The organism is Adhaeribacter arboris (assembly GCF_003023845.1).
Classification (GTDB): domain Bacteria; phylum Bacteroidota; class Bacteroidia; order Cytophagales; family Hymenobacteraceae; genus Adhaeribacter; species Adhaeribacter arboris.
The window spans coordinates 5454689-5479416 of sequence record NZ_PYFT01000001.1 but is presented as its reverse complement, the minus strand read 5'-3'; the positions used below and the strand labels follow the sequence as shown (position 1 = coordinate 5479416).

22 protein-coding genes are annotated in these 24728 nt (G+C 41.0%); 11 read left to right on the top strand and 11 right to left on the bottom strand.

Features of this window, described 5'->3' with window-relative positions; translation table 11 throughout:
- Positions 1-149: 149 nt before the first annotated feature.
- From AHMF7605_RS22245 to AHMF7605_RS22235, 3 genes are all read right to left on the bottom strand, one after another.
- Positions 150-2552: a 3-hydroxyacyl-CoA dehydrogenase/enoyl-CoA hydratase family protein gene (locus tag AHMF7605_RS22245; RefSeq protein ID WP_106932194.1), complete on the bottom strand. Its 2403-nt coding sequence runs from the start codon at positions 2550-2552 to the stop codon at positions 150-152.
- 151 nt (positions 2553-2703) lie between these two features.
- Positions 2704-3141 carry a MarR family winged helix-turn-helix transcriptional regulator gene (locus AHMF7605_RS22240; RefSeq protein ID WP_106933574.1) on the bottom strand — a complete coding sequence of 146 codons (438 nt, stop codon included), beginning with the start codon at positions 3139-3141 and terminating at the stop codon, positions 2704-2706.
- A gap of 395 nt (positions 3142-3536) precedes the next feature.
- On the bottom strand, positions 3537-5306 hold the full coding sequence (locus tag AHMF7605_RS22235) for an AMP-dependent synthetase/ligase (protein WP_106932193.1): 1770 nt from the start codon (positions 5304-5306) through the stop codon (positions 3537-3539).
- A 201-nt stretch (positions 5307-5507) separates the two neighbouring features.
- Here AHMF7605_RS22235 and AHMF7605_RS22230 point away from each other — a divergent pair, with 201 nt between their 5' ends.
- Positions 5508-6659 (top strand): formimidoylglutamase, encoded by a 1152-nt coding sequence (locus AHMF7605_RS22230; protein WP_106932192.1) that lies wholly within the window; start codon positions 5508-5510, stop codon positions 6657-6659.
- Positions 6660-6690: 31 nt separating this feature from the next.
- On the opposite strand, the gene AHMF7605_RS22225 is transcribed toward AHMF7605_RS22230, so the two are convergent.
- Complete coding sequence (locus AHMF7605_RS22225; RefSeq protein WP_106932191.1) at positions 6691-7446, bottom strand: outer membrane beta-barrel protein; 756 nt, start codon at positions 7444-7446, stop codon at positions 6691-6693.
- 161 nt (positions 7447-7607) lie between these two features.
- On the opposite strand from AHMF7605_RS22225, the gene AHMF7605_RS22220 reads away from it, so the two are divergent.
- The 3 genes from AHMF7605_RS22220 (at position 7608) to AHMF7605_RS22210 (ending at position 9611) form a co-directional block, all read left to right on the top strand.
- Positions 7608-7853, top strand: a complete 246-nt coding sequence (locus tag AHMF7605_RS22220) for a cytochrome b5 domain-containing protein (RefSeq protein WP_106932190.1) — start codon at positions 7608-7610, stop codon at positions 7851-7853.
- Positions 7854-7930: 77 nt separating this feature from the next.
- Positions 7931-8734, top strand: coding sequence for an N-acetylmuramic acid 6-phosphate etherase (murQ, locus tag AHMF7605_RS22215; RefSeq protein ID WP_106932189.1), 804 nt, complete (start codon positions 7931-7933; stop codon positions 8732-8734).
- Between the two features lie 310 nt (positions 8735-9044).
- Positions 9045-9611: a hypothetical protein gene (locus tag AHMF7605_RS22210; protein ID WP_106932188.1), complete on the top strand. Its 567-nt coding sequence runs from the start codon at positions 9045-9047 to the stop codon at positions 9609-9611.
- 98 nt (positions 9612-9709) lie between these two features.
- Here AHMF7605_RS22210 and AHMF7605_RS22205 read toward each other — a convergent pair whose 3' ends face one another.
- The 3 genes from AHMF7605_RS22205 to era form a co-directional block, all read right to left on the bottom strand.
- The gene (locus tag AHMF7605_RS22205; protein ID WP_106932187.1) at positions 9710-9898 is read right to left on the bottom strand and encodes an entericidin; all 189 of its coding nucleotides are present in this window, start codon (positions 9896-9898) and stop codon (positions 9710-9712) included.
- Positions 9899-10146: 248 nt separating this feature from the next.
- Complete coding sequence (gene der, locus AHMF7605_RS22200) at positions 10147-11457, bottom strand: ribosome biogenesis GTPase Der (RefSeq protein ID WP_106932186.1); 1311 nt, start codon at positions 11455-11457, stop codon at positions 10147-10149.
- A gap of 193 nt (positions 11458-11650) precedes the next feature.
- Positions 11651-12541, bottom strand: coding sequence for a GTPase Era (era, locus tag AHMF7605_RS22195; protein ID WP_106932185.1), 891 nt, complete (start codon positions 12539-12541; stop codon positions 11651-11653).
- Positions 12542-12907: 366 nt separating this feature from the next.
- Between era and hemH the strand changes: the two genes are divergently transcribed.
- The gene (gene hemH, locus AHMF7605_RS22190; protein WP_106932184.1) at positions 12908-13936 is read left to right on the top strand and encodes a ferrochelatase; all 1029 of its coding nucleotides are present in this window, start codon (positions 12908-12910) and stop codon (positions 13934-13936) included.
- Between the two features lie 61 nt (positions 13937-13997).
- Here hemH and AHMF7605_RS22185 read toward each other — a convergent pair whose 3' ends face one another.
- The 4 genes from AHMF7605_RS22185 to glmM form a co-directional block, all read right to left on the bottom strand.
- Positions 13998-14579 carry an LOG family protein gene (locus tag AHMF7605_RS22185; protein ID WP_106932183.1) on the bottom strand — a complete coding sequence of 194 codons (582 nt, stop codon included), beginning with the start codon at positions 14577-14579 and terminating at the stop codon, positions 13998-14000.
- Between the two features lie 116 nt (positions 14580-14695).
- Positions 14696-15652 carry an L-threonylcarbamoyladenylate synthase gene (locus AHMF7605_RS22180; protein WP_106932182.1) on the bottom strand — a complete coding sequence of 319 codons (957 nt, stop codon included), beginning with the start codon at positions 15650-15652 and terminating at the stop codon, positions 14696-14698.
- Positions 15653-15809: 157 nt separating this feature from the next.
- Entirely contained in the window at positions 15810-16952 is a 1143-nt protein-coding gene (locus AHMF7605_RS22175) for a cysteine desulfurase family protein (RefSeq protein ID WP_106932181.1), read from the bottom strand.
- 169 nt (positions 16953-17121) lie between these two features.
- Positions 17122-18513, bottom strand: coding sequence for a phosphoglucosamine mutase (gene glmM / locus AHMF7605_RS22170; RefSeq protein WP_106932180.1), 1392 nt, complete (start codon positions 18511-18513; stop codon positions 17122-17124).
- Positions 18514-18834: 321 nt separating this feature from the next.
- Between glmM and mazG the strand changes: the two genes are divergently transcribed.
- The 6 genes from mazG (at position 18835) to AHMF7605_RS22135 (ending at position 24685) form a co-directional block, all read left to right on the top strand.
- Positions 18835-19638 carry a nucleoside triphosphate pyrophosphohydrolase gene (gene mazG, locus AHMF7605_RS22165; RefSeq protein ID WP_106932179.1) on the top strand — a complete coding sequence of 268 codons (804 nt, stop codon included), beginning with the start codon at positions 18835-18837 and terminating at the stop codon, positions 19636-19638.
- A gap of 571 nt (positions 19639-20209) precedes the next feature.
- Positions 20210-21115 (top strand): MotA/TolQ/ExbB proton channel family protein, encoded by a 906-nt coding sequence (locus AHMF7605_RS22160; protein ID WP_106932178.1) that lies wholly within the window; start codon positions 20210-20212, stop codon positions 21113-21115.
- Between the two features lie 28 nt (positions 21116-21143).
- On the top strand, positions 21144-21749 hold the full coding sequence (locus tag AHMF7605_RS22155) for an ExbD/TolR family protein (RefSeq protein ID WP_106932177.1): 606 nt from the start codon (positions 21144-21146) through the stop codon (positions 21747-21749).
- 12 nt (positions 21750-21761) lie between these two features.
- On the top strand, positions 21762-22289 hold the full coding sequence (locus AHMF7605_RS22150; protein WP_106932176.1) for an ExbD/TolR family protein: 528 nt from the start codon (positions 21762-21764) through the stop codon (positions 22287-22289).
- Between the two features lie 6 nt (positions 22290-22295).
- Positions 22296-23108, top strand: coding sequence for an energy transducer TonB (locus AHMF7605_RS22145; RefSeq protein ID WP_106932175.1), 813 nt, complete (start codon positions 22296-22298; stop codon positions 23106-23108).
- 620 nt (positions 23109-23728) lie between these two features.
- On the top strand, positions 23729-24685 hold the full coding sequence (locus tag AHMF7605_RS22135) for a PstS family phosphate ABC transporter substrate-binding protein (RefSeq protein ID WP_106932173.1): 957 nt from the start codon (positions 23729-23731) through the stop codon (positions 24683-24685).
- The last annotated feature ends 43 nt before the right edge of the window (positions 24686-24728 follow it).

Below are 24728 nucleotides of genomic sequence, written 5' to 3'. Positions count from 1 at the left end.
AATATTTAAAGTTGAACAGAATAACAGCTTATCACGCTTACAAAATAGTTCTTTAAAATAATCCAGGAAAACAAGCTTGTAAGCATATCTTAACTCTTCATATATAACTTTAAACTCATAACTCTCAACTTATAACTCTTCACTCTTCACTAATTTCTTAACGGTTTACCCGAGGTTAATATGCTTTTGATGCGTTCCAGGGTTTTGCGTTCGCCGGTGAGCGATAAAAATGCTTCGCGCTCCAGGTCGAGTAAGTATTGCTCCGATACCAACGTGGGAGCCGATAAATCACCCCCCGACATGACGTAAGCTAATTTGCGGGCAATTTTTTGATCGTGCTCCGAGATGTAGCTTCCTTCGTACATGGCGTAAACACCGGCCATAAACATGGCTAAGGCACCGCGGCCCAGTACTTTAATGTCTTTGCGCGGCAGGGGTTGCGTATAGCCGGCTTCGGCGAGTTCTATTGTGGCTAACTTAGCTTCGGCGAGTAAGCGGTTATTGTTAATGGTAATGGCATCACCGCGGCGCATAAATCCTAAATCAAAGGCTTCTTCCGCCGAAGTAGATACTTTCGCCATGGCGATGGTGGTGAAGGTATTGCGTAAGCTGTTAAACTCCGGGTCGCCTTCTTCAAAAGAATCAGCGGTGCGTAAAGTCATTTCTTTGGTACCACCGCCCCCCGGAATTAAACCCACGCCAAACTCCACGAGCCCGATATAGGTTTCGGCGGCGGCCTGAATTTTATCGGCGTGCAGACTTAACTCGCAACCGCCACCCAATGCCAAACCATGCGGCGCGGCTACTACCGGAATGGCGCTGTAACGCATGCGCATCATGGTATTCTGGAACTGCCGGATCATAAGGTTCATTTCATCGTAATCTTGGTCAAGGGCGTACATGTAAACCAAGGCCAGATTAGCGCCCGCCGAGAAGTTAGGCGCATCGTTCCCGACTACTAATCCCCGGAAATTTTTCTCGCCGATTTCTATGGCTTTGTTCAGCCCCTGAATAATTTCGGAACCGATAGTATTCATTTTGGTTTGGAATTCTAAATTCAGGATGCCATCGCCAATGTCAAACAAAGTAGCCCCGTTATTTTTCCAGACGACGTTGCTTTCCCGGAAATTGTCCAGAATAATAAAGCTTTCAGTGCCTGGTATATTTCGGTAAGATTGGGTTGGAATATCATAATACAGGCGCGTGCCCCGATCCGTTTTATAGAACGAAGCATGTCCGGCCGCCAGCAAATCGTACACCCAAGCGGCTGGTTTGCGTTCTTCTGCTTCCATGACTTTTATTGTTTCGGCTATGCCCAGGGCATCCCACATTTCAAACGGCCCAATTTCCCAGCCAAAACCAGCCTGCATAGCATCGTCAATCCGGTATAATTCGTCGGATATTTCGGGAATGCGGTTAGAAATGTATTGGAACAAACCGTGCGCCGTGGCTTTAAAAAACTCGGAGGCTTTATCGGAACCAGTATAAAAAGCTTTTAAGCGCGGCTTCAGGTTATCCATGGTTTTGAGCGACTCCATACTGGCAAACTTTACTTTTTGCTTGGGCGCGTACTCCAGCGAGTTTAAATCTAAAGTCAGGATTTCGGTTTCACCTTGCGCATTTTTAGTTTTCTTGTAAAAGCCTTGGCCCGATTTATCGCCCAGCCAGTTTTGCTCCAGCATTTGCTGCACGTAAGTGGGTAATTGAAATAAGTGGCGGGCCTCGTCTTTCTCGCCGGTTTGGTACAAGCCCTGGGCTACTTTCGCTAATGTATCTAAACCTACTACATCCAGGGTGCGGAAAGTGGCCGATTTAGGGCGACCAATTACGGGGCCCGTAATGCGGTCCACTTCGTCGATGTTTAAGCCCAGCTTTTGCATCTGGTAAAAAGCATCCATTATCCCGAAAATACCGATGCGGTTGGCAATAAAAGCCGGCGTATCTTTCGCCAGCACAGTGGTTTTGCCCAGGTATAAATCGCCGTAGTGCAGCAAAAAATCTACTACCGTTTTATCGGTTTCGGGGCTCGGAATGATTTCGAGCAGTTTTAAATACCGCGGCGGATTAAAAAAGTGCGTTCCACAAAAGTGTTTCCGGAAATCATCGGAGCGGCCGGTTGCCATCAGGTGAATGGGAATACCCGATGTGTTAGAAGTAATGAGGGTACCTGGTTTACGGAATTGTTCTACTTTCTCGAAAAGTTGTTGCTTAATTTTTAAATTTTCTACCACCACTTCTAATACCCAGTCGCAGGTAGCAATATCTTTTAGGTTATCTTGGAAGTTACCCGTAGTAATATATTTCGCGTCGGTTTTACGGTAAAGCGGGGCCGGATTAGAGCCAATGGCCGTTTGTAAGGCGCTGTTCACAATCCGGTTTTTTACCGCGGGATGGTCCAGGGTTAAACCACGTTGGGCTTCTTCCGGGGCCAGTTCTTTAGGCGCCATATCAAGCAGCAGTACCGGCACGCCAATATTGGCAAAATGGCAGGCAATGCGCGAACCCATAACGCCCGAACCTAAAACCGCAACTTTTTTTATTATTCTTTTCATTTTATAGATACAAGTATCAGAATGTTAGACACTAAGTTTTGTTCGTTATTAGTTGTTGGTTGCTCGACCAGTAAATTTTTAACAAGCAAAAAATTGGTATAAACTCATTTCGTCAAAGTACTTATAATTCAAGTAAGAATGCTTCCGCGTGTTACTTATAAACTTCTTTGCTTTCCACTAAACCGTTAATTTGGTTAATTACCTTAAAAAATATTGCCAGTTCATTTTCAGGTATTTGTTCGCGTACCTTCTGATTAAAAGTCCTAACGGTTTGCCGGGCCAATTCTTTCTTGTCTAATCCCTTCTCTGTTAGGAATATCCGCACGGAACGTTTGTCAATAGCATCGCCTACTTTGTATATTAACCCATCCTCTTCCATACTTTTTAAAATTCGGGTTAAACTACGGGCTTCAAGGCCCATTTTAGGCGCAATCTTCGTGGCTGGCGTACCTTCCTGCGGATGAATATTTAAGAGAACAAAACCAATAGAAGTGGTAATATCAAATTTAGCGGCTTGCAGGTTATACATTCTGGCAATGGCGTGCCAACATACTTTTACATTATAATCGACGGTTTCTTCGGGCTTCATGGGTAAGCGAGGTGTTATCAAATATACGAAAGAAACTAAAAAAATAGTATGCAAGCATAACACATTTTAAAATAAATTTTCTGTCTACTTAAATTTTAACTGATTAAACCAGATTTTATCCGAAGAAATAATAGAAAAGTAGAACAGAAAAGCGAGTGTCTACCTCTTATCCTGAAAGAAGTAGAATGAATCTACGGCCAGTACGCAGAAAAGTAAATTGGTAACCATAAACTAAATACGTACCACTAAAACGAAAAAATTACTACAACTACCGAAGCGGAAGTTGGCATTGCTAGCAACAAAGCAAAAGCCACCCAAAAGTACAAAGCTACCTGGCTTTTGCTTCTGTTAACTTGGTTTGTACCAGATTTGTAAAATTTAAGTGAGAGCAGTAATTAATAAATTTTTTCGATGAGTTCTTGATTATTCTGCAGAATAACTTTGCGTTTGAGACTTAATTTGGCGGTCAATTCTCCGCTTTCAATACTCCACAATTTTGACAGCAGTTCGTGGCGTTTAATTTGTTCCCATTGCGCAAAATGCTCGTTATACTTCTTAACTTCCTTATCGTATTTGGCCAGTACTTCGGGGTGTTTAATCATTTCTGCATCGGTAGTGTACGGAATATTATGCAGGCGGCACCATTCGCGTAAATCAGGAAAAGAAGGGACAATTAACGCCGAAGCAAATTTACGCCCGTCGCCAATTACCATTACCTGCTCAATTAAAACCGATTCTTTTAGTTTATTTTCAATTAGTTGAGGAGCAATGTATTTACCGCCCGAGGTTTTAAACATTTCTTTTTTCCGGTCGGTAATTCGCAGGTATTTTCCTTCTACTAATTCGCCAATATCACCAGTATGAAACCAACCATCCGCATCAATTACTTCGGCGGTTTGTTCCGGGTGCTTGTAGTAGCCTTTCATTACGCTGGCACTGCGAGTTAAGATTTCACCGTCCGATTCCGCAATTTTTACTTCTATGTCGTCCACCGGCGGACCTACGGTACCGATCATGTGATCTTCGGGGTTATGCCGGTTAACCGCAATTACAGGAGAAGTTTCGGTAAGTCCATACCCTTCCATTACCCGAATGTTGGCCGCCCCAAATACCCGGGCCAGGCGCGGTTGCAAAGCGGCACCACCCGATACAATGGCAATTACATTGCCGCCTAACGCTTCGCGCCACTTATTAAAAATAATTTTATTGGCTATTGCTAATTGAGCATTATACCAGGCACTTGTACCCCGCACATCGTACTTTAAACCTAATTCTAAAGCCCAAAAAAATAAAGATTTTTTCACCCCAGTTAACTCTCTTCCTTTCGCCACAATTTTATCGTACACTTTTTCTAATAAGCGCGGCACGGTGGCAAATACGTGGGGTTTTACTTCGCGCAAATTATCGGCTACTTTTTCTATACTTTCGGCGTAATAAATACTTACTCCTTCGGCGATGTACAATACCGAGAGCATGCGTTCGTAAATGTGACAAAGCGGTAAAAAACTTAAGGCCCGGTGCTGGTTATTAACCGGCACATAAGGCTGGCAGGATGTATAATTACTGACAATGTTATGATGCGTCAGCATTACCCCTTTGGGATTGCCGGTTGTACCCGAGGTATAAATAATGGTAAATAAATCTTTGGAAGTAATAGCGGCTTTGCTGGCTTCTAATTCTGCTGCGCTTACAGCCTTATATTGGTCTGAAATTTCTGACCAATGTTTCACTCCAGTGAGGTGGTCAAAAGAATAAATTCCCTGAATACCTTCTATTTGGGCAGTAGCCGCACTTACCCGGTTATATAATTTTTCGTCGGAAACCAGAATAAGCTTTACTTCGGCTTCTTTAAATATATACCGGTAATCTTCTTCGGTAATGGTGGGGTACATGGGTACGCTAACTGCCCCCATTTGCTGAATACCTAAGTCAGCAATAATCCACTCCGGCCGGTTAAAAGATACCAAGGCTATTTTATCATTCTTTTTAATTCCGTTGGCCAATAAACCCAAACTAAACTTATCTACGGCATCTTTTACTTGCTGCGTACTCTGGGTTTGCCAAGCGCCGTTTATTTTAGCCGCTAAGCAATCGGTTTGAGGATATTTTTGCAACTGATACGCTAAAATATCAAATGCACGGGTTATTTGGGGTATGGCGCTCATCGAGAGTTCTTGTACTTTTTACTAAATAAATACGTAACAATACATTGGTATAACGTCTTTTTTGTAAAAAAAGCATCTCCGAAAGATACGTACTTCTGACTGAATCCGAATTAAAAATTTAAAAAATACTAACCCCAAAATGCTTTTACCTGAAGCAGTCTGCACAATTTTAGTATTTTTGATATACATTACTATTTCCGCATGAATCTATCTATTTTCTTTGAACCTATTACCGAAGAATTTAATCTGTCGCAAAGTAGCCCCAAAACTTTTGGAGCCAGCCTTGATTCTTTTATTCATAAATTTCCGGATTGGCGGCAAGCTGATATTGCTTTGTTAGGAATAAATGAAGTACGAGGAACTGGGGTAGATACGCAGCCAGAAATTTGCCCAGCCGACGAAGTTAGGCGTAAATTATACGCCTTAAAGAAAGGAACAGGACGTTATAAAATTGTTGATTTAGGCAATTTACTTTCCGGCATTACGCTGGAAGACACTTACCTGCGCATTAAAGAAATTGTAGAAAACCTGATTAGTCATAACACGTTGCCGGTGCTAATTGGCGGCAGCCACGACTTAGATTACGGCCAATTCCTAGCGTACGAAAACCTGGACAAAGCCATCAATCTGGTTATTGTTGACTCCCACATTGATATGAGCGAAGAAGTGGAGGTACCCGCGCACCGGCAACACCTGCAACGTATTCTGCTGCACGAACCTAATTATTTATTCAGCCTGAGCCAGGTTGCCTACCAATCGTACTTTGTAGAACAGGAAGTAGCCGTAGTTTTAGAAAAGCTGCATTTCGAAACAATTCGTCTTGGTCAGGTACACACCAATATTCAGGAAGTGGAACCCGTTCTCCGGCACGCCGATCTTATTAGTTTTGATATCCGGGCGTTAAAACACAACGATGCACCGGGCTACGAACCCGCCAATCCCTTTGGCCTAACCGGCGAGGAAGCTTGCCAATTATGCTGGTATGCCGGATTAAACGATTCGCTTACCTCTTTTGGTATTTATGAATACAATCCAGCCTTAGATGTGCGTCAGGTAACAGCCTCTGCCATTGCCGTTATGATCTGGTATTTTGTGGAGGGATTTTATCATCGTAAAAACGAAACTGATTTTACCAGCAACAAGTTTTTAAAATACGCCATTGGTTTTCATGATAACCCCAATAAAATGGTGTTTTATAAAAGCAAGGTAAGCGATAAATGGTGGATGGAAGTAGAGCCGCTGCGCTCCGAAAAACAACCTCAAATAATACCGTGTTCTTACGAAGATTATTTACTCGCCGCTAAAGGCGAAATACCCAACCGCTGGATTTTAACGCAATCGCGGCTGGCTTAGAGGTTGCAGGTTACAAGTTTAAATTATTAAATTAGTTAAAGCGATATATTATTCCGAAGCGGGTTATGCGGGAGTAAGTTTCATAATCTGCCCCTTCCAGGTTGGCCTGGTAATTACTTAAGCCGTGCGCGTACCCTAAACTCACGCCTATTTTCCGGTAATAAGCGGTAGCATTTAGGCAGGCTCGCCAATCCATTACCGGATGGGTTCGCTTTAAGTCGGTGGTATACTTATAACCACCAGCTTCAGTAGCAAATCCTTTTTCGTGACTTTTCAAAAATAAACCAAACTCAGGCCCTGCCGTTATATCCAACGTCCAATTATTTTGCTTAACTCTGTACCCGAAAAAGGGTTGAAAATTAATAAAATTATTCCTTAAAACAGTTTCTCCGCCAGTAAAGGTAGATAATCTGTAGTTCGAACTGAAGAAGCCATCAATATCTATTTTGCTCTTTAAAACTTCGTAACCAGTCTGCACCCCAAATACTATTTTATGGTTTGTAATTATTTGTGCTTGCACTAAAGCCCCGTACGAAATACCTGGTTTTTTACCATACGGATGATTAGTATAATTGGGAACATTTATATCGTTTAAAACAATTTTAGAACTGTTTGCTGCTGATCTACCACCAAACCAGGATAATCCCGAATTTATCTGACCGGAATATTCGATCTGCTGCCCCAGGGCTGTGCTGGCCGGAAGAAGTAAAACGATTAATAATAAATATTCGCTCCCGCAAACGAGCAACCTAAAGCTTTGGTTAATGTTTTTTAAAAGTAACTTCATCGCGCATTGAATTAGAAAAGCAGATAAATCTTGGAGGTATCATTAAACATATGACCTGAAAAGCTATCTTCTAGTTGCGAGCAAAAAATTATATTTTTGCTAAATTAAAAATATTTATGTCCCGCTGTGTAACTATGCTATTTTTATAATTGCTTTGCTTCATGGCAGAAAAGGTACTCCCAGAATACACCAAAAATCAATTAGCTTTACGCAACGGGCAAGACCACGATGATATCTGGATTGCTTACAAAGGTGCTATTTACGATGTAAAAAAATCACGATTATGGAGCCGCGGCAACCATTACGAACATTGGGCGGGGCAAGATTTAACGGAAGAACTGCAAGACGCTCCGCACACTGACTACGTCTTCGATAAATTTCAAATAATCGGCCGTTTAAAAAAGTAAAAAGATAAATCTAAGGTTGCATTGCCATGAATATATCCTTTTTCATAAACTTACAACTTCCAACTTGAAACTTACTAATGAGTACTACCGAAACCGCCTCCCATTTCGATAATCTGGAAAAAATGTCGGTAAACGAACTACTAACCAATATTAACCAGGAAGATAAAACCGTACCGCTGGCAGTAGAAAAAGCTATTCCGCAAATAGAAGCCTTGGTAAAAGCTGTGGTAGAAAAAATGCGGGCGGGTGGCCGGTTGTTTTATATTGGGGCCGGTACCAGCGGCCGGTTAGGAATTGTAGATGCTTCGGAATGCCCGCCGACTTATGGTGTACCGCACGGTTTAGTAGTAGGAATTATAGCCGGCGGCGACACCGCTATCCGGAAGGCAGTAGAATTTGCCGAAGATGATTTTAGCCAGGCTTGGCAGGATTTACAAGCTTACACTATTTCAAATAAAGATGTGGTGGTAGGTATTGCGGCTTCTGGCCGAACGCCTTACGTAATAGGCGGCTTGGAAACAGCCCGAAAAAATGGCCTTGTTACGGGTTGCATTGTGTGTAACGCCGGTTCAAAAGTAGCCGCTGCGGCCGAGTTTCCCGTTGAAATCGTTACCGGTCCGGAGTTTGTAACCGGCAGCACCCGCATGAAAGCGGGCACCGCCCAAAAACTTGCCTTAAACATGCTTACTACCGCCACCATGATTCAACTCGGCCACGTGAAAGGCAACAAAATGGTAGACATGCAACTGTCTAACCACAAATTGGTAAACCGAGCCATCCGGATGGTGATGGATGAATTAAAGGTTGATGAAGCAAAAGCCACCGCCTTAATCAAGCGATACGGTAACGTGCGCGAAGCTCTTGAGCAATACCAAAAGTAAAATCAGAATCGCAGATTTTTGCAGATGACACGAATTTCGCGGATTGTTTATCAGAACCAGAATGTAAAGATTTAAAATACAAGGTGAACAGAATTTGTGAACCTGGAACAGTTACATATAAAACATCCTTCTTTAAGTGAGAGAAGATTAAAGATGGTTGCTCTTCGGCGAAATAAATTTTTTAAGTGTCCCTGAAAATAATCTGCTAAATCCGTGTTATCCGCGTAAATCTGCGATTCAAATAAGAAACCTCGTTTTTGGTTTTGAGTAGGAATGAGTAAATTTAATTATCTAAATTTTTACTCATTTTATGCATACCATTGAGCCTTTTTACAACTGGATCGAGGCCTACAGTGCTTCTGAAGACCCGCGTTCCCCCCTTTTCGGCGCGGAGAATAACTTAATGGAATTTACGAATACCATATACGGCTACTACATCCATCCGCAGTGGGACGATATTGAATCGGAAACGCTGTTCTTAAAAATACTTTTTGTGGATTACGATTTACGTTTTTGCATTATTGAATTTATCGGCGAGTGGAATGATACCCTGCACAACGATATTATGCAGCTAAAGCGGAACATTATTGACCCGATGGTGCAGGAAGGTATTCAGAAATTTATTTTAATCGGCGAAAACGTATTTAATTTTCACGGTTCCGATGATTGTTATTACGAAGAATGGTTTGAAGACGTGGAAGATGGCTGGATTGTAGCTATTAACTTTCAGGATTTTGTTCTCGAAGAGATGAAAAAATACAACCTGGATTATTACATTAACTTTGGCGGCAACCTGGAAGAAATCCACTGGCGTACGCTGGAGCCTCGCCGGTTATTTCAGTTAGTAAGTACTTTAATTCAAAAAAGACTGGGTTAACAACTTAAATAATGGAAAGCGAGTTTTCCGGATGAAACAATAAAAAAGGCCCGGCGATAAAGCCGGGCCTTTCCTCATAATAGATTTACGTTTGCTGGTTACTGGGGAGTAACGGCGTCAATACTATCCTTTGAGGCTTCTGCATTATCTTTCGCTGCCTCTTCCTGGTGTTCAGCTGCGTCTTCTCTGTGTTCTGTAGCATCCTCGGCCGCTTTTTCCTGTTTAGATTCGCAAGAAGTAAATGTAAAAGCGCTGGCCGCAATAAACATAAACAATAGTTTTTTCATAGTTTCAAGGGTTCGGTGGCAGATTTTATAAAACGCTTTTCTTTGAGCTTAATAGAAGCCTTTTAATATATAATTTGTGGTTTATACGGAGTTATTACAGAATTGTTTTCCGAACTAATACGCATAAAAAAGCCCCACCTAAGTGAGGCTCTTTTCTTGTAGTACTATATTAAAATGAATTACTAAAAATCAACTTTTACCACGTATATATAATCTGGAGGGAATTATTTCTGAATTTAAAATTATGTTTACTTTTTTCGGAAAACAATGTTAATCGGCACCCCTTCAAAACCAAAATGTTTCCGGATTTTATTTTCCAGGAAACGGGTGTAGCTTTCTTTAATGTACTGCGGTAAATTACAGAAAAATGCGAAGGTAGGATTATGCGTCGGTAACTGGGTGATGTACTTAATTTTCACAAATTTTCCTTTAATTGCTGGCGGCGGATACGCTTCAATTTCTTTTAAGATGACATCGTTTAATTTGGAAGTAGATATTTTCTGCGTTTTGTTTTTGTAAACCTGGTAAGCCGTTTCAATGGCTTTGTGTACCCGCTGTTTGGTTAATACTGACGTAAAAATAATGGGCATGTAGGTAAGCGGCGCCATTTTTTCGCGGAGCTGCTCTTCGTATTCTTTCATGGTATTGGTTTCTTTTTCCACTAAATCCCATTTGTTTACCAGAATCACAATGCCTTTGCGGTTTTTATCGGCAAGCCCAATAATGTTCATGTCCTGCGCTTCCAGGCCGCGGGTCGCATCTAGCATCACAATGCACACATCCGATTCTTCAATAGCTTTGATAGACCGCAACACCGAATAAAACTCAATATCTTCGTGCACTTTGGTTTTACGACGCAAGCCGGCCGTATCGGTAATAATAAATTCCATCCCGAAAGCATTGTAACGGGAATTAATCGAGTCGCGGGTTGTGCCGGCTACATCGGTTACAATATTCCGCTCTTCGCCGAGTAATAAATTAACGAACGAGGATTTCCCCACATTAGGCCGGCCTACAACCGCTAATCTTGGAATACCTTCGTCGGGGTTTTCAGCATCTTCGGTCTGAAAATGCTTCACCACTTCGTCTAATAAGTCACCGGTGCCGGAGCCGCTAGCCGAGGATACCGGGAATATTTCCTCGCCTAAACCTAAAGCGTAAAAATCGCCGATAAATTGCGATTTTAAGTTGGTATCAGCTTTATTGGCTACAATGTAAATGGGCTTATCGGAGCGGCGCAATACCGCGGCAAACTCTTCGTCGAGGCTGTGCAAACCTTCTTCTACATCCACCATAAATAAAATTACGGTAGCTTCTTTAATGGCCAGTTCTACTTGTTTCCGGATTTCTCCTTCGAAAATATCATCGGAGCCGTGCACGTAGCCGCCGGTATCTACCACGGTAAAATTTTTACCAATCCATTCGCCGTAGCCGTAATGGCGGTCGCGGGTAACGCCGCTTTGGTTATCCATAATGGCTTTACGCTCGCCTACCAGGCGGTTAAAAAGCGTGGATTTACCCACGTTGGGGCGCCCCACAATTGCAACAATATTTGACATTCGTCTTTGTTTTGTGGTTTCAGCCCGTGCCGGAGCGGACGGGTTACCGAAACCGATTTAGAAATTAATTAAAATCCATGGCCGGCAGTTTACAGCCGGTATTCCTTCCATGGCACATAGTTACTAGTTGTTGGTTGTTCGTTATTAGTAGATGATAGGTTTTAACTAATAACTAGCAACTAAAAACCAGTAACTACAAATCGTTATACCCAAATTTATTAAGCGCTTTGGGGTTAGAGCGCCAATCTTCCTGCACGCGTACGTACAATTCTAAATGCACTTGTTTGGCAAAAAACTGCTCCATTTCCTGCCGGGCCTGGGTGCCTACTTTTTTCAGCATTTTACCTTCGTGGCCGATTACAATGCCTTTCTGGCTTTTGCGTTCCACCATAATTTCGGCCCGCATCCGGATAATGGTATCATCTTCTTTAAACTCTTCCACTACTACTTCGCAGCTGTACGGAATTTCTTTTTTATAATTCAGGAAAATCTTTTCGCGGATAAACTCGGCGGCAAAGAAACGTTCGGGCTTATCGGTTAGTTCATCTTTATCGTAGTACGGCGGATGCACCGGTAAATATTCCAGAATAGAATTAAAAACTTGGTCCGTATTGAATTTCTCCAGAGCCGAAATGGGAATAATGCGATCGGCTTTAATTTTATCTTGCCAGTAAGCCACTTTTTCTTCTACTTCCGGCTCCGAAGATTGGTCTATTTTATTGATCAGCAGCAGGATTTTAGCTTCTACGTTTTGCAGCCGTTTAATTATTTCCTCCTCGTCGTGCTTTTCGTAAATGTCCGTAACAAATAAAATAACATCAGCATCCTCTAAAGAAGCACTTACAAACCGCATCATCGATTGGTGCAACTCGTACTTCGGCTGAATAATACCCGGCGTATCGGAATACACCACCTGAAAATCAGCACCGTTAAGAATACCCATAATCCGGTGCCGCGTGGTTTGGGCTTTAGAGGTAATTATAGATAGCCGCTCGCCCACCATTACGTTCATGAGCGTAGATTTGCCTACGTTGGGTTTGCCAATAATACTGACAAACCCGGCTTTGTGTGGTTTTTCGCTCATAATTGGTTAACGGTTACAGGTTACAAGTTGCAGGTTAGAAGGTTGGAAAGTTGTAAGGTTAAAAGGTTGAAATTTTGGGTTACTACTGAGAATTTTTATCTATTGTTAATTCTTACTCCAACAAAGTACTTAACGTTTAAATTTTAAAGTTTTCAGCTAATTTCCTCTATCTCTGGCAACGAGGGCGCAAAAGTACGGCTTTTTGTTGGATTTTTGTTGTTCTTCTTCACGTAAGCTTGTTGCCCGATAAATTTTAGAACAAAGCTGGGCTTACATATGTTAACTTTTCAACTTTATAACCTTTCAACTTTCAAACTTTTCAACTAGCAACTAGTAACTTGCAACCTGAAACCGGCAACGCTAAACATGAATGACACCAACACCCGGAAAACCGGGGTTTTATTAGTTAATTTAGGTACGCCCGATACTCCTGAAACGGGTGATGTACGGAAATACCTGCGGGAATTTTTGATGGATAAGCGGGTAATTGATATACCCACGCCCCAACGTTTTGTTTTAATCAACGGCATTATTGCTCCGTTCCGGGCTCCTAAATCGGCCAAAATATATAAAGAGCTGTGGGAAGAACGCGGCTCGCCTTTGTTGTACCACAGCGTAGATTTAAAAAATAAACTCCAAGAGGAACTGGGTTCTAAATACCACGTGGCTTTGGGTATGCGCTACCAAAGCCCCAGCATTCAGAGTGCGTTAGAAGAACTGCGCAGTAAATATGTGGACCGGATTATTGTGCTACCCTTGTTTCCGCAGTACGCCTCGGCTTCTACCGGCTCCGTGCAGGACAAAGTAATGGAAATTGTCCGGGAATGGTGGATTGTGCCGGATATTACTTTTATCAGTTCGTTCTGCGACGATCCGTTGTTTATTCAGGCTTTTGCCGCTTTGGGCCGCAAGTATTTAGAAAAAGAACAATACGACCACGTGGTTTTTAGTTACCATGGCATACCAGAACGACACGTTTTAAAAGGCAGCGTGAATAATTATTGTAAACTAGGTTCCTGCTGCGATACCTACCATAAAATGAACCGCTATTGCTACCGGGCCCAATGTTTTCTAACCTCGCGGTTGCTGGCTAAAGAATTAAACCTAACGGAAGACCAATACAGCGTTACATTCCAATCGCGGCTAGGAAAAGACCCGTGGTTAAAACCTTATACCGATATATTACTGCAAGATTTACCAGCGCAAGGGAAAAAGCGAGTGCTGGCGTTTAGTCCGGCTTTTGTGGCCGATTGTTTGGAAACCACCATTGAAGTAGGCAGCGAATTTAAGGAACTGTTTGAAAAAGCCGGCGGCAAACACTGGCAATTGGTAGAAAGCTTAAACTCTAGTCCCCTATGGGTAGAGGCCGTGAAACAGCTGATTTTACGCCATTAAAACTTTATTTCTGCAGGATTGATTTTAAAAAAGAAGGCAGCTCCACGAGGATGTCTTCTTTTTAAACTTTATTTAAATCTATCCATTTACAGACAGTTACCGGAGTATAAGCTCGCAACTTTTGCAATAGTTCTTCCGGTTCTTCCGCTACAATCAAGCTCGCCCAGTGTTCTTCCCGGATAAAGCCGTCGGCCACGCTCCCGTCTATGAACTGCATAAACGAGTTAAAGTAATTATTCACGTTATAAAAGGCCACGGGTTTAGTGATAATATCCAGTTGGTTCCAGGTGATAATTTCACAAACTTCATCCAGGGTACCAAAGCCGCCGGGCATGGCAATAAAGCCATCCGCTAAACTGGCCATTAAAGCTTTGCGTTCGTGCATGGTTTGTACCACGTGCAATTCCGTAAGCGCGGCATGGGCTACTTCCCGGTCTACTAAACTTTGTGGAATTACTCCTGTTACTCTTCCGCCGTGCGCCAATACACTATCGGCAATAGCACCCATTAAACCTACTTTGCCGCCGCCAAATACCAGTTTAATGTTTCGCTCGGCCAACAATTTTCCTAATACCTGGGCCTTGATTTTATAAATGGGATTACTACCAAAATTAGCACCGCAGAATACAGCTACACTATTCATTTGTTTTCGTTTTAGTCGGTGGTAAACCTTCGTTCAACAGCAAATCAGTAAGTTTTGCCACAACCAGCATACTTTTAAAATTAACACCATATTTGCATAATCTATTAACTAGCATACTAGAAAGAAGCACGGATTAATCGGTCATTTATAGCTTTGCCCAAACCTGTTTCCGGTACTAACTCCGCCAAAATTATATCGATAGATAAGGAATCCAGCTGCCGTAAAGCCGCAAATAAATTTCGGGCAGCCTCATTGGTATCGCCATTAGGGGCTAAAATAAATTGCTGATTACGGGGAACCTGCTCCCAAACATTTTGGAAAGATAGAATACCTGTTCGTTCCGGATTGTAATTTTTTAAATTTTCACGGATGTTGCCCAGTAAAACTTTTTTACGAGGCGCGTAATGGCTGCTCAGCATGCCCGGTGCTTTCGGGTTAGAACTACTCGTTTTCACATATTTTACGGGCTGCTTAATAACAGTTTCAATTTCCTCAATAGCCAAGCCGCCCAAACGTAGTATTTCTACTTCATTGTTTACTAAATTAATAATTGTAGATTCTATTCCAATTTGGCAAGGTCCACCGTCTATAATATAAGGAATTCGGTCGCCGAGTTGTTGCTCAACATGTTGAGCAGTAGTAGGACTGACATAGCCAAAGGGATTAGCGCTGGGAGCCGCTACGGGAAAATCCAGTTGCTGTAATAAGCTTAATGTAAGCGGATGATTGGGAATACGCACTCCTACCGACTCATTACCAGAGGTAACCAACAACGGAATTTTCGGATGTCGCGGTAAAATTAGAGTAACAGGTCCCGGCATAAAGGCTTCGGCTAATTGGTAAGCCCGCTGCGGTATATTCACGGCTATCTTATTCAATTCCTGAATACTATGCGTATGCACAATTAAAGGATCAAAAGCCGGCCGTTGTTTGGCCTCAAAAATAGACACAACTGCTTCTTCCAGGTAGGCGTTAGCAGCTAAGCCATAAACCGTTTCGGTTGGGATAGATACCAATTGTCCGGCTCGCAATAAATTAGCTGCCTGTTCTGTATCCGTTCCTATTATTGCCATAATGATTGGTAAATTGCCGCAAAAGTAGAAAAATTAAACTATTTCAAGCTTATTCTTAAAAATCATTTAAAAATAAATTCGGAATAGACATAAAACACGAGGGCTGCTATTTTTGTTTATAGCAGCCCTTCTTTATAATGTCAAGGTTTTGAATATTTTATACCGAAACTTTAACGTATAAGCTGGCTAATTTTTCCGCGGCATAGTCAATTTCGGTGGGAGTATTGTATTTACTGAATGAAAACCGGATGGCTCCTCTTTCCGGATCGCAATTTAACGCGCTTAAAACATGTGAACCGGCATTTGCGCCACTGGTACAAGCACTTCCTCCGGAGGCTGAGATTTTGTTTATGTCTAAGTTAAACAGCAGCATTTCGGTAATGTCAGAGGGCGGTAAACTTACATTTAAAACGGTATACAAGCTTTTTTCGGGTATAGCTGAATTTCCGTTAAACTGTACATCCGGAATTTGAGCGGTTAAACGTTCAACCATGCGATTTTTCAAACTTTGGATATATTGCTGATGAGCTTCTAAATCGCGGTAGGCAATTTCCATCGCCTTGGCTAAGCCAATAATACCATACACGTTTTCGGTTCCTCCGCGCATGTTACGTTCCTGCGAACCGCCATGAATCAGCGGAGGCACTTTTACGGCTCCGCTGGTATAAATAAAACCTACTCCTTTAGGCCCGTGAAACTTATGAGCCGACCCAACTATAAAATGAGCTTTTACTTGCTGTAAATCATGGCGGTAATGTCCCATGGTTTGCACTGTATCCGAATGAAAAACAGCCTTGTATTTTACACAAATTTCACTAATAGTTTGGATATCGTTTAAGTTGCCAATTTCGTTATTGGCGTGCATAACAGATACAAACGTCTGGCTATTTTCTGCTAACAGAGATTCTAAGTGATTTAAATTCAGATTACCTCGTTCGTCGTGTTGGAGATAGTGCAGTTTAATTTCACCGGATTTTTCTAATGTTTCTAAAGGGTGCAATACGGCATGGTGCTCTAAACGCGTGGTAATGGCCTGTTTAATGCCTAATGCCCGGATAGTGGAAAATATGGCAGCATTATCGGCTTCGGTGCCCCCGGAGGTAAAGAATATTTCGGCAGGAGCGGCGTTAAGCAAACCGGCAATCGTTTTACGAGCTTTTTCAATGGCCGACCGCACCTGGCGTCCGTGCGCATGAATGGACGATGGATTGCCATAATATTCTAACATGTACGGCGCCATAGCATCAAAAACTTCTTTATCTAAAGGAGTAGTGGCGGCGTTATCCAGGTAAACAACCATATCTTGTTAATTAAAATTAGGAATGAGAAATTACGAAAGCACAAATCCTATTCTATCATGCTATTCTATTCTTCTGCTCAAAAATAAAACATAAAAAAATGGATGGAAAGTTTAATAGCTAAACTTTCCATCCATTTTTGATTTATAACTTAAAATTTCTACTTCAAGCTCAAGCTTTTACCGAAATAATTTCTTTAATATCGGCGATGATTTTATTGGCCAAATGCTCGGCGGTGGCGTTGGTTTCTGATTCGGCGTAAATCCGGATGATAGGTTCAGTATTAGACCGGCGGAGGTGCACCCATTCTTTGTTAAACTCGATCTTTACCCCATCAATTGTATTTACCGGCTGCTTGGCGTAGCGTTTCTGCATTTGCACCAAAACATCTCCTACATCTATTTCCGGCGTTAATTCTATTTTATTTTTTGAAATGTAATAGTTAGGATAAGAAGCCCGCATACGGGTCATGCGCAAATTACTTTTGGCTAAATGAGTTAAAAACAAGGCAATACCCACCAAGGCGTCGCGACCGTAATGCAGTTCCGGGTAAATAATACCTCCGTTACCTTCTCCCCCAATTACGGCATTTTTCTCCTTCATTAAATTTACTACGTTTACTTCACCAACTGCCGAAGCAAAATATTCTCCACCAGCTTTTTCAGTTACATCGCGTAAGGCCCGGGTAGAAGACAAATTAGACACCGTATTACCTTTATTGTGTTGTAATACGTAATCGGCTACGGCTACCAAAGTGTACTCTTCGCCGAACATACTGCCGTCTTCGCAAACCAAAGCCAGCCGGTCTACGTCCGGATCTACTACTATGCCTAAATCAAATTTACCTTTTTCCAGTACTTTTGAGATTTCGCGCAGATTTTCGGGTAAAGGTTCTGGGTTATGCGCAAAGTTACCGTCAGGTTCGCAGTATAATTTCTCAATTTGCGTCACTCCCAAAGCTTCTAACAACATCGGCACCGCAAAACCACCACTGGAATTTACGGCATCCACTACTACCCGAAAATTTTTCTCCTTAATAGCTTCTACATCAACCAAAGGCAGTTCTAAAATAGCTTTTATGTGCTTGCGTAGCGCCGTGTCACTTTGAATGTATTTACCTAATTTAGTAACCGGAGCAAATTCAAAAGCTTCTTTTTCGGCTAACTGCAACACTAACTTACCCTCATTATCCGAAATAAACTCGCCTTTGTCATTCAGTAATTTTAAAGCGTTCCATTGTTTCGGATTATGGCTAGCGGTTAGAATAATGCCTCCCCCCGCCTTTTTAGCGGGTACGGCCATTTCAACGGTGGGAGTAGTAGACAAGCCTACATCCACTACGTTAATTCCCATACTCTGCAGGGTAGCCGCTACCAGCTTATTAACCATGTCGCCGGACAAGCGGGCATCGCGACCTACTACAATAGTGTTATTTTGCGTTGTTTGCAGAACCCATTCACCAAAGGCGGCGGTAAACTTAACTACATCCAATGGAGTAAGAGCTTCCCCCGTTTTTCCCCCAATTGTTCCTCGGATTCCTGAGATTGATTTTATTAAAGCCACGTGTATTACGTTTATTTTTTACAAAGGTACTTATTCAAGAATATATTGCTCTACAAAAAAGCAGCCGAATTATTAGGTTAGGGCTAATTCATGAATTTTTATGCCTAATTTTAAATTAGAGGTGCAATATACGATACAGTTAACAGGATTACCAACCATCCCTCTAGAATAGAACATAGAGGTGTACCAAACTAACGGTAAGAATCAGAATCCGGGCATTTTTAGAAATCTTTGCCATACCTTTACCTCAAATCTGTTTTGCTTTATTAACGTACTTTATAATAATTGAATTAGATTTATTTTTTATCCTTTATTTAATTTATGTCCGACAAAGAAACCACCCGACAGAATCAGTTACAAGCATTTAACCGCCTGCTGGATATTATGGACGAGTTACGAGAAAAATGTCCTTGGGATCGTAAACAAACAATTGCCAGTCTCCGGCATTTAACAATAGAAGAAACTTATGAGCTTTCGGATGCTATTTTACGCCACGATTTACCCGATATTAAAAAAGAATTAGGCGATCTAATGCTGCATTTAGTATTTTACGCTAAAATTGCTTCTGAGACACAGTCTTTTGACTTAGCCGATGTATTGCATACTTTATGTGATAAACTTATTTTTCGGCATCCACATATTTATGGTACTACCGAAGCCCACACGGAAGAAGAGGTTAAAAGAAACTGGGAGCAGCTAAAGTTAAAAGAAGGCAATAAATCGGTGCTGGGCGGCGTTCCTGTATCGTTGCCAGCTTTGGTAAAAGCTATGCGCATTCAGGAAAAGGCCCGCGGAGCTGGATTTGATTGGGATAATAAAACCCAAGTTTGGGAAAAGGTGGAAGAGGAGCTAGGTGAATTTAAAACAGAATTTCAATTAAAAAACGAAGAAGAAATTGATCCGGAGAAAGCAACAGCCGAATTCGGCGACTTACTATTTTCCCTGATCAACTTCGCCCGTTTTATCGGTGTAAATCCGGAAGAAGCCTTAGAGAAGACTAATTTAAAATTTATTAACCGATTTCAGTATTTGGAACAGGAAGCCCGAAAAAACGGCAAATCTCTTCACCAAATGACTCTCGCTGAGATGGATGTATATTGGGAACAAGCGAAAAAAGAGCTTTAAGAACTCATCTATTTATATTAGAAATAAGTATAAAAGTATAGGCAGCAAAATATTTTTTTTGTTAAAATGTAATTAAACGGGCATTTATCACTACATTAGGTCAACTTAAAATATATAGTAAGAGTATAATACATATAAATACTTGATATTTACTATTATTGAATTTAAGCTTAAAATTAAATTAATATAAAATTTAACTAAATACATTATTAGTATTAAAGATAGATAAATAAATTTTTATTAATTTGTCAAGGATAAATTAATTCATGTAGAAAAATACTAATTTCAAAAATATCTGTATTTTGCGTTAAGGGCTATTTTTATTTAGGTTTGTGATAAATGTTGCTAGAATTTTATGGAAATTTCTCTTTACTTACATCCTTAAATCAGGTAGCTGATAAAAAACTGAGTAATCCTGGAAATTCTGGTTACACTCTGTTTCAAATCAAATTTTACTTAGCTGGTTCTTAAAAAGGCGTAAACCGGTTATTTTAGCAAATAGCCTTTTAAAACAAAAACAAAAAAATTATTTAACCCAACCCAAAAACTAAACTTTTAAATCTCAACAACAATGGAAAAAAAGAATGCCGTAATTACGAATGCGCCAAAACCAGCAACTTCAAAGCCAGCTGCTACTGCCAATAAAGATGGAGGAGCCGCCGGTTCTATATTTGCCAGCATCGTTATCCCTGTAGCAATTGTGGTTTCAATCCTGATATACATGTTTATCCTGGGTAACCCGGCAAACTTTGAAGGTGGAAATCCGGAAAATCACCCCCTACCAGGTAATTACCTTGGCGTAGTTTACAAAGGTGGCATTATTGTGCCCATGTTGATTTCCCTTAACTTAATGATTTTAACTTTTGCTATTGAGCGTTTCTTAACCATCAATAAAGCAAGAGGCAGCAAGGGAATTGAGCAATTTGTAAGAACTATCCGCCAAAGATTAAATGTAAATGATGTAAATGGCGCATTAGCTGCTTGTGACGCACAGAAAGGTTCCGTAGCCAACGTGGTAAGAGCTGGTTTAGGCAAATACAAGGAAATGGAAAATGAGCGCACTTTAGCGAAAGATCAAAAAATCCTGGCTATTCAGAAGGAAATTGAAGAATCTACTGCCTTAGAATTACCTATGCTGGAGAAGAACCTGGTAATTATTTCCACTATTGCTTCTATCTCAACCCTGGTAGGTCTGATTGGAACAGTATTAGGTATGATTAAAGCGTTCTCCGCTCTGGCAACGGCCGGTAGCCCGGACGCCGTAGCTCTCGCAAACGGTATCTCTGAAGCTTTGATTAACACGGCATTAGGTATTATTGGTTCTACCATTGCGATTGTGGCGTATAACTTCTTTACTAGTAAAATTGATGCTCTTACTTATAGCATCGACGAAGCTGGTTTTAGTATTATTCAAACCTTTGCCGCTCAGCACGATAACACCGGCCAAACGGCTACTCATTCAACTGTAAACGTTTAATAATTAAATTTTTTAGTACCAAAGCAATATGCCAAAAGTAAAACCTCATAGAGCCCGACCCTCACTGGACATGACGCCCATGGTGGATTTGGCCTTCTTGCTGGTTACCTTCTTCATGCTGATTTCTAAATTTGCTCCCGAAGAAGTGGTAGTGGTAGATACTCCGTCATCAACCTCGGACATTAAATTACCGGAATCGGATATTATTACGATTACGGTAGATAAAACCGGACGAGCTTTTTACGCAGTAGGCGGCCAACAAACCAGACAAGCATTATTAGATAAAATGTCGGCTAAATACAAAATCAACTTCACCCCTGCGGAAAGAAAACAATTCGCTACCATGGAGAGTTTTGGCGTGCCGATTGAACAATTGAAATCTTTACTTAACCTGAGTCCGGAAGAACGGAAAAGAGCTAAACAGCCAGGTGTTCCTTTTGATTCTGTGAACAATCAATTAGGCGACTGGATTATGCAAACTCGTTACTCCAACCCAAAAGTGAAGATTGCGATTAAAGGTGATAACGATGCCGATGTTCCTGCGATTAAAGGGGTGATAAAAACTCTGCAGGATAGAAAGGTAAACCGTTTTAACCTGATCACCGATATGGAAGTAAAACCTAGAAACCTCTAAGCACAGACAGAAATGGCAGAAATACAAGAGAAAGGCGGCGGAGGCGGGAAAGGCGGGAAGAAAAGATCCAAGAAGCAATCCACCCGAATTGACATGACCCCGATGGTGGACCTTGGGTTCCTTTTATTAACGTTCTTTATTCTCACAACAACCTTCTCCAAACCGCAGACAATGGAAATTAACATGCCGGTAAAACCAGTTAAAGAAGAAGAACAGCAAGCATTGAAAGCTTCAAATGCGCTTACGCTGATTGCTGATGAGAAAGATCAGTTATTCTGGTACGCAGGCTTACCCGATGCTCCTACTGCTCCTGGTGTACAATTAACCGATTATTCGGCTAATGGTCTCCGGAAAATTTTATTGGAGAAACGCTCTAACCCGAACTTAACCGTTCTGTTAAAGCAAACCGATAAATCGCGCTACAAGAATATGGTAGATATGCTGGATGAAATGAATATTACTGGCATCCGGAAGTATGCAATCGTAGATGTTGACCCTCGGGATACGAAAATGATTACAGAAGCGAAAGCGAAATTATAGTATAAAATGGAAAAACAACTGAATTATGCAACCGCGTCGCTCGATGATATTGTTTTCGAGTACCGCAATAAATCCTACGGAGCATTTTTCCTTCGTAAGATTTACAATAAACACGTAACCATTGCTACTATTGTTGCTATTGCCCTTTTTATTTTGTTTCTAAGCGCTCCTTTAATTGCTAAATTAATTGGTGGCGACGATGACTCAAATAAAGTGGTGAAAATAGAGAAAGTAGTAGAATTGGCCGAACCGCCATCATTAGAAAACAAACCACCTCCACCCCCACCAGATTTGCCACCACCACCGCCACCCGTGGTTTCAACGGTAAAATTTACTCCTCCGGTTATTAAAAAGGATGAGGAAGTACGGGAAGAGGAAGAAATTCCGGACCAGAAAGAACTGGAAGATGTAGTTATCTCTACTAAAACGGTAGAAGGCAATACGAACCAGGAAGTTTTAACTGAGGTAGAGGCGCCTTCTGAAGTAGGTGAAGTTGTTGAAGAACAAATTTTTACCTTCGTAGAACAAAACCCAACTTTCCCTGGTGGTATAGAAGCCATGTATAAGTATCTAGGTAAAAATATCAGATACCCCGCAGTAGCTTCCCGAAATGGCTTAGAAGGTAACGTAATTCTACAGTTCGTAGTAAATAAAGAAGGAGCTATCTCCGATATTCAGGTAGTAAAATCCCTGGGTGGCGGTACTGACGAAGAAGCGATTCGGGTAATTAAATCAATGCCTAACTGGACTCCAGGAAAGCAAAACGGTCGGCCGGTAAATGTGCGTTATACCTTACCTGTTAGATTTAAATTACAGTAATTATTCCGCACTTAGAAAAAAACTCTGGTTTCTTTTATGGAAATCAGAGTTTTTTTATTCTAATAAATAAGAGACTATCCTATTTTACCAATAATGCTTTTTAAGTTGGCTCGCTAACTTTTTAGTTATTTATAATAGCCTTATTATACTGCTATAAATACCTAATAAATAAACAGCCATAAAGAAAATCGTATTAGTAAAGTTTAAAATTATCACCATTTTTATGCTTCCTAGTTCAAACCAACCTAATCGAAGCCCTGATAAGGTATTAAAGTATTTTGCTTTAACTATGTGTCTATTATACCCGGCACTGGGTCTTTTTATTATGTTATCTGATAACAGCCGGCTTGCTTTGCCTACGAATTATAAAGTTATTCTAGGAATAATGTTAATTGTGTACGGGGTATTACGGTTTTATCGGGCTTACAAAAAATACTTTCCGCGCGACTATCCAAACGAAAATAGTTGAGCATTAATAACGTTATATAATATAATCTTGTTATACAACCATAAAACGAGTTTGCGGAGTAATTGAAACAAATAGAATTGCTAAAAGTAAACAGCTTACGCCATAATATTTTCTTTAATTATAATGCGATAACTAATCCGTTTTATATAAAATGAAAAATTCAGTAATCTTAAAATTATATTGGAAATGGATGGTTTGCCTGCTATTGGCAGCCGGAATATTTGCCTGTAACCGGGAAGGTAAGATTGAAGATACACCTACCTCCGGAAACATAAAGATAAGCGTTGACGAAGCTTTTGCTCCTATTATAGATTCGCATATTTATGCGTTCCAAAAATTTTATAAGTATGCAAAAATAAATGCTACTTATAAGTCCGAAGCCGAAACGGTAAAGGATTTACTACAGGATAGTGCCCGGTTAGTAGTGATTTCACGGCCATTAACCAACGAAGAAAAGAAAGTTTTTGAGCAGCAAAAGATAACGCCACGTATAACTAAAATCGCCATTGATGGAATAGCTCTTATTACGCATCCAAGTAACCCTGATACTACCTTTACTATGGAAGAAGTGCGTAATATTTTTAGTGGAAAAGTTAGTTCTTGGAAACAGCTTGATCCTGGTTCTATATTATCCGATATTACCATTGTGTTTGATAACGCAGGCTCTAGTACGGCACGTTACATCACGGATTCTGTTATAAACAAACAACCCCTACCCAAAAAAGTATTTGCGGCAAAAACAAACAAAGCTTTAATAGACTATGTCGCTCAGAACCCAAATGCCTTAGGAGTAATAGGTGTAAATTGGATAAGCGACTTTGATGATAGCACCTCAATTGGTTTTTTACGTAAGATAAAAGTAGCCGCGGTAAGTAGCAATCCAGATAAGGAAGTAACCGATGCTTATGTTCAACCGTTTCAAGGATATTTGGCACAAAAATCTTATCCTTTGCGTCGAAATGTTTATATTGTAAGCCGAGAGGCACGGGCAGGGCTTGGCACAGGTTTTGCGTCTTTTGTAGCTGGTGATAAAGGCCAGCGAATTGTACTAAAGTCGGGCTTAGTACCTGCCAGCGTGCCAGTTCGTATAATATCAATTAAAGAATAAAAATTAAACCAACTACCAATCTTCTAATTATTAAACCTTTTAA

Excerpts from the sequence above, each read along its gene's own strand:
- AHMF7605_RS22245 (WP_106932194.1), bottom strand. The coding sequence starts at position 2,552 with ATGAAAAGAATAATAAAAAAAGTTGCGGTTTTAGGTTCGGGCGTTATG.
- AHMF7605_RS22240 (WP_106933574.1), bottom strand. The coding sequence starts at position 3,141 with ATGAAGCCCGAAGAAACCGTCGATTATAATGTAAAAGTATGTTGGCAC.
- AHMF7605_RS22235 (WP_106932193.1), bottom strand. The coding sequence starts at position 5,306 with ATGAGCGCCATACCCCAAATAACCCGTGCATTTGATATTTTAGCGTAT.
- AHMF7605_RS22230 (WP_106932192.1), top strand. The coding sequence starts at position 5,508 with ATGAATCTATCTATTTTCTTTGAACCTATTACCGAAGAATTTAATCTG.
- AHMF7605_RS22225 (WP_106932191.1), bottom strand. The coding sequence starts at position 7,446 with ATGAAGTTACTTTTAAAAAACATTAACCAAAGCTTTAGGTTGCTCGTT.
- AHMF7605_RS22220 (WP_106932190.1), top strand. The coding sequence starts at position 7,608 with ATGGCAGAAAAGGTACTCCCAGAATACACCAAAAATCAATTAGCTTTA.
- murQ (WP_106932189.1), top strand. The coding sequence starts at position 7,931 with ATGAGTACTACCGAAACCGCCTCCCATTTCGATAATCTGGAAAAAATG.
- AHMF7605_RS22210 (WP_106932188.1), top strand. The coding sequence starts at position 9,045 with ATGCATACCATTGAGCCTTTTTACAACTGGATCGAGGCCTACAGTGCT.
- AHMF7605_RS22205 (WP_106932187.1), bottom strand. The coding sequence starts at position 9,898 with ATGAAAAAACTATTGTTTATGTTTATTGCGGCCAGCGCTTTTACATTT.
- der (WP_106932186.1), bottom strand. The coding sequence starts at position 11,457 with ATGTCAAATATTGTTGCAATTGTGGGGCGCCCCAACGTGGGTAAATCC.
- era (WP_106932185.1), bottom strand. The coding sequence starts at position 12,541 with ATGAGCGAAAAACCACACAAAGCCGGGTTTGTCAGTATTATTGGCAAA.
- hemH (WP_106932184.1), top strand. The coding sequence starts at position 12,908 with ATGAATGACACCAACACCCGGAAAACCGGGGTTTTATTAGTTAATTTA.
- AHMF7605_RS22185 (WP_106932183.1), bottom strand. The coding sequence starts at position 14,579 with ATGAATAGTGTAGCTGTATTCTGCGGTGCTAATTTTGGTAGTAATCCC.
- AHMF7605_RS22180 (WP_106932182.1), bottom strand. The coding sequence starts at position 15,652 with ATGGCAATAATAGGAACGGATACAGAACAGGCAGCTAATTTATTGCGA.
- AHMF7605_RS22175 (WP_106932181.1), bottom strand. The coding sequence starts at position 16,952 with ATGGTTGTTTACCTGGATAACGCCGCCACTACTCCTTTAGATAAAGAA.
- mazG (WP_106932179.1), top strand. The coding sequence starts at position 18,835 with ATGTCCGACAAAGAAACCACCCGACAGAATCAGTTACAAGCATTTAAC.
- AHMF7605_RS22160 (WP_106932178.1), top strand. The coding sequence starts at position 20,210 with ATGGAAAAAAAGAATGCCGTAATTACGAATGCGCCAAAACCAGCAACT.
- AHMF7605_RS22155 (WP_106932177.1), top strand. The coding sequence starts at position 21,144 with ATGCCAAAAGTAAAACCTCATAGAGCCCGACCCTCACTGGACATGACG.
- AHMF7605_RS22150 (WP_106932176.1), top strand. The coding sequence starts at position 21,762 with ATGGCAGAAATACAAGAGAAAGGCGGCGGAGGCGGGAAAGGCGGGAAG.
- AHMF7605_RS22145 (WP_106932175.1), top strand. The coding sequence starts at position 22,296 with ATGGAAAAACAACTGAATTATGCAACCGCGTCGCTCGATGATATTGTT.
- AHMF7605_RS22135 (WP_106932173.1), top strand. The coding sequence starts at position 23,729 with ATGAAAAATTCAGTAATCTTAAAATTATATTGGAAATGGATGGTTTGC.